This window comes from Pseudomonas sp. GW456-E7 (genome assembly GCF_059424105.1).
On record NZ_JBWKZB010000106.1, the window covers coordinates 1 to 4,042 of the forward strand.

At 62.6% G+C, this 4,042-nt stretch carries 5 protein-coding genes; all 5 read right to left on the reverse strand.

The window, feature by feature from the left end:
• Positions 1-102: 102 nt before the first annotated feature.
• Positions 103-1,179: a 1,2-phenylacetyl-CoA epoxidase subunit PaaE gene (gene paaE, locus AC07YV_RS29725; protein ID WP_102702828.1), complete on the reverse strand. Its 1,077-nt coding sequence runs from the start codon at positions 1,177-1,179 to the stop codon at positions 103-105.
• Positions 1,180-1,213: 34 nt separating this feature from the next.
• A complete protein-coding gene (paaD, locus tag AC07YV_RS29730; protein ID WP_102702827.1) occupies positions 1,214-1,747 on the reverse strand; it encodes a 1,2-phenylacetyl-CoA epoxidase subunit PaaD in 534 nt (177 codons plus the stop codon).
• The gene (gene paaC, locus AC07YV_RS29735) at positions 1,734-2,495 is read right to left on the reverse strand and encodes a 1,2-phenylacetyl-CoA epoxidase subunit PaaC (RefSeq protein ID WP_102702826.1); all 762 of its coding nucleotides are present in this window, start codon (positions 2,493-2,495) and stop codon (positions 1,734-1,736) included. Before paaC ends, paaD begins: the two co-directional genes overlap by 14 nt.
• Before the next feature lie 8 nt (positions 2,496-2,503).
• Positions 2,504-2,785 carry a 1,2-phenylacetyl-CoA epoxidase subunit PaaB gene (paaB, locus tag AC07YV_RS29740; protein WP_007943393.1) on the reverse strand — a complete coding sequence of 94 codons (282 nt, stop codon included), beginning with the start codon at positions 2,783-2,785 and terminating at the stop codon, positions 2,504-2,506.
• A 139-nt stretch (positions 2,786-2,924) separates the two neighbouring features.
• Entirely contained in the window at positions 2,925-3,914 is a 990-nt protein-coding gene (gene paaA, locus AC07YV_RS29745) for a 1,2-phenylacetyl-CoA epoxidase subunit PaaA (RefSeq protein WP_007978015.1), read from the reverse strand.
• Between the last annotated feature and the right edge of the window lie 128 nt (positions 3,915-4,042).

Here is a 4,042-nt window from a genome sequence, read left to right on the forward strand (position 1 = left end):
GAGCCTGCTCGCGAAGACTGCGTATCAGGCGCCATCAATGTCGGATCTGATGGCCTCTTCGCGAGCAGGCTCGCTCCCACAGGATTGGGTGTGAATCGGGTATCAAAGCTGATCGAAATCCAGCACCACCTTGTCGCTGATCGGGAACGCCTGGCACGACAGCACATAGCCGGCGGCCACTTCGTAGTCTTCCAGGGCGTGGTTGCTGTCCATTTCCACTTCGCCTTCGATGACCTTGCACTTGCAGGTCGAGCACACGCCGGCCTTGCACGAGTAGGGCAATTCCGCACCTTGCTCGTTACCGGCGTCGAGGATGCTCTGGCTATTGCGTGGCAAGTCGAAGGCCAGGGCACGGCCGTCGCTGATCACGGTGATCTGGCTGACCGCCGCATCGACCTGGCGGGCGGCTTCGCGGGCCGCACGTTTTTGCTCGCTGCCGGCGGCGGCGAACAGTTCGAAATGGATGCGTTCGGCTGGCATGCCCTTGGCCTTGAGGCTGTCGCGCACGGTCTCGGTCATTTCCTGTGGGCCGCAGATAAACGCCGCATCGAGCGCCTTGACGTCGAGCCAGCGGGTGAACAACTGCTCGCACTTCTCGGCGTTGATCCGGCCGTTGTACAGGTCGACGTCCTGCTGCTCGCGGCTGAACACGAAGATCAGGTTCAGGCGTTGCAGGTAGCGGTTCTTCAGGTCTTCCAGTTGCTCACGGAACAGCGCGCCGGAGCTGGAGCGGTTGCCGTACAGCAGGGTCACGCGGCTGTGGGGTTCGGTTTCCAGGGTGGTCTTGATGATCGACAGGATCGGCGTGATCCCGCTGCCCGCGGCCACGGCCAGGTAGTGGCCGTGGCGAGCCGGGTCGAGCTCGACGCAGAAATGCCCGGCCGGCGGCATCACTTCCAGGGTGTGCCCGGCCTTGAGCTGTTCGTTGGCAAACGCCGAAAAGCGTCCACCGGCCACACGCTTGACCGCGATACGCAACTCACCGTCGTTGACCCCGGTGCAGATCGAATAGGAGCGGCGTACTTCTTCGCCGTCCAGTTGGGTGCGCATCACCAGGTGCTGGCCCTGGGTGAAATGAAAGCTGTCTTGCAGGTGTTGCGGAATCTCGAAGGCGATGGACACCGCGTCACGGGTCTCGGCGCGCACGTCCTTGATGGTCAGGCTGTGAAATTTGCTCATTGTTGTTCTCCAGCTGGGACGGCCGATTCGCCGCTCAGATGCACTTGAAATAGTCGAACGGTTCGCGGCAATCGACGCAGCGGTACAGCGCCTTGCAGGCGGTGGAGCCGAATTCGCTGAGCACCTCCGTGTGGGCGCTGCCGCATTGCGGGCACACAACCTGCGGGCTTTCACCGAGCAGGCTGCGCTTGCTGGTGCTGCCCTCGGGCGGTGCGATGCCGTAGGCGCGCAGGCGTTCACGGCCGCTGGCGCTGATCCAGTCGGTGGTCCAGGCCGGGGTCAACTTGCGCTCAAGCTGCGGCGCCTTGAACCCGGCGAGTTCCAGGGCTTCACGGATATCGCTCTCGATCACTTCGGTGGCCGGGCAACCGGAGTAGGTCGGCGTGACCACCACGTGAAGGTGGCCGGCCTGCCAGTCCAGGTCGCGGACGATGCCCAGGTCAACCACGCTGACCACTGGCACTTCCGGGTCCATGACCTCAGCCAGAATCGCCCAGGCGGCAGCCAGGTCGGTCGGCCCCGCCGGCCGGGCGCCGAGGTCGCTGGCGATCAGCTCACCAGGTTGCATCGGGGTACGCTCGTGGCAGGCACTGCATTTCGGCCAGCAGGATGCCCAGGTGTTCGCTGTGCAGGCCCTTGCGGGCATTCAGGTAGAAATAGCTCGGGGCGGCGGGCACGGGCAGGGTGGCGCTGGCGAAGATCTGCTCGACCTTGGCCTGCCACTGGGCGGCCACGCTGGCGATGTCCGGGGTGATGCCGGCGTCGCACAGGCGCTGCTCGCTGTCATCGGCGGCGATCAGTTCGACGGTGAAGCGCCAGACTTCAGGGATGGCCGCGAGCATGCGCTTGTGGCTTTCCTCGGTGCCGTCACCCATACGCTCGATCCACTCGCCAGAGCGGCGCAGGTGATAGGTCACTTCCTTCACCGCCTTGGCGGCGATCCCGGCGATGCGCTCGTCGCTGGACTGGCTCAGGCCCTGCAGCACCGGCAAATGCCAGGCGTCGTAGAGGAATTGCTTGAGCATGGTCACCGCGAAGTCGCCGTTGGGTTGTTCCACCAGCAGCAGGTTGCGATAGGCGCGCTCGTCGCGACGGAACGCCAGGTGATCGGCGTCGCGGCCGTCGTTCAGCAGTTCGGCGGCGTACTCCAGCCAGTTGCGCGCCTGGCCCACCAGGTCGAGGCCGACGTTCATCAGTGCCAGCTCTTCTTCCAGTGCCGGTGCCTTGCCGCACCACTGGCACAGGCGTTGGCCCTGGATCAGGGCGCTGTCGCCGAGGCGCAGCAGGTATTCGATCAGATCAGTCTTGTTGTCCATGGTCGACCTCACATGTGCCCGACTTCGGCCGGCAGCTCATAGAAGCTGGCGTGGCGGTAGACCTTGTCGTCCGACGGATCGAACAGCGGGTCTTTTTCATCCGGCGACGAAGCGGTGATCAATGCCGAAGGCACCACCCACAGGCTCACGCCTTCGCTGCGACGGGTGTAGAGCTCGCGCGCGTTTTCGATGGCCATGGTGGTGTCGGCGGCATGCACGCTGCCGACGTGCTTGTGGTTCAGGCCGTGCTTGCTGCGCACGAAGACTTCGAAGAGGGTCCACTCGGACATTTCAGTTACTCCACATTGAGGCTCTGTAGGAGCGAGCTTGCTCGCGATGTACCCGCGAGCACCGCGGGGTGTCAGGCAACCAGCGTTAACGTTGACGACCATCGCGAGCGGGCTCGCTCCTACAGGGGGGACGGTTGTCTTAGGCGGCGTTCTTGTTTTGTTTTTTGCGGGCGTGGGCGACGGCGGCTTCGCGAACCCAGGCGCCGTCTTCGATCGCCTTGCGGCGGGCGGCGACGCGTTCCTGGTTGCACGGGCCGTTGCCCTTGAGCACCTCGTAGAATTCGTTCCACTGGATTTCGCCGAAATCGTAGTGGCCGCGCTCGGCGTTCCACTTCAAGTCCGGGTCGGGGCAGGTGCAGCCCAGCAGTTCCAGCTGCGGGATGGTCTGGTCGATGAAGCGCTGGCGCAGTTCGTCGTTGCTCTGGCGCTTGATTTTCCAGGCCATGGACTGGGCGCTGTTCGGCGAGTGTTCGTCGCTTGGGCCAAACATCATCAGCGACGGCCACCACAGGCGGTTGATCGCGTCCTGGACCATGTCTTTTTGCGCCTGGTTACCGTGGCGCATCATGGTCAGGAGGATTTCGTAGCCCTGGCGCTGGTGGAAGCTCTCTTCCTTGCAGATACGGATCATCGCCCGGGAATACGGGCCGTAGGAGGTGCGCTGCAGCACCACCTGGTTGACGATCGCCGCGCCATCCACCAGCCAGCCCACCGCGCCCATGTCGGCCCAGTTCAGCGTCGGGTAATTGAAGATGCTCGAGTACTTGGCCTTGCCGCTGTGCAGTTTGGCGATCTCTTCATCACGGTCGGCACCGAGGGTTTCCATGGCGCTGTACAGGTACAGGCCGTGGCCGGCTTCGTCCTGGATCTTGGCCATCAGTTGCAGTTTGCGTTTGAGCGACGGCGCGCGGGTGACCCAGTTGCCTTCGGGCAGCATGCCGACGATTTCGGAGTGGGCGTGCTGGGAAATCTGCCGGATCAGGGTCTGGCGGTAGGCATCTGGCATCCAGTTCTTGGCTTCGATCTTGATTTCTGAATCGATTTTTTCCTGGAAGGCGCGTTCCTGTTCGGACATTTCCGAGAGGTCCTTGATGCGCTTTACGCCTGTTTCTACGAGCTGTGCGTACATTTTTGAGTTCCCGCCTTGAATCTGTTCTGGGGCATGGGGACTTTATAAGCGATACAGAATTTAATATCAAACACAAAATGACGTGTCGTATTTGTTTTTTGTATCGCTTTGGTGGGTGGGTGCTTTTT

Bases quoted from the DNA above. Each gene is read 5' to 3' on its own strand.
- paaC (WP_102702826.1), bottom strand. From the start codon at position 2,495: ATGGACAACAAGACTGATCTGATCGAATACCTGCTGCGCCTCGGCGAC.
- paaB (WP_007943393.1), bottom strand. From the start codon at position 2,785: ATGTCCGAGTGGACCCTCTTCGAAGTCTTCGTGCGCAGCAAGCACGGC.
- paaE (WP_102702828.1), bottom strand. From the start codon at position 1,179: ATGAGCAAATTTCACAGCCTGACCATCAAGGACGTGCGCGCCGAGACC.
- paaD (WP_102702827.1), bottom strand. From the start codon at position 1,747: ATGCAACCTGGTGAGCTGATCGCCAGCGACCTCGGCGCCCGGCCGGCG.
- paaA (WP_007978015.1), bottom strand. From the start codon at position 3,914: ATGTACGCACAGCTCGTAGAAACAGGCGTAAAGCGCATCAAGGACCTC.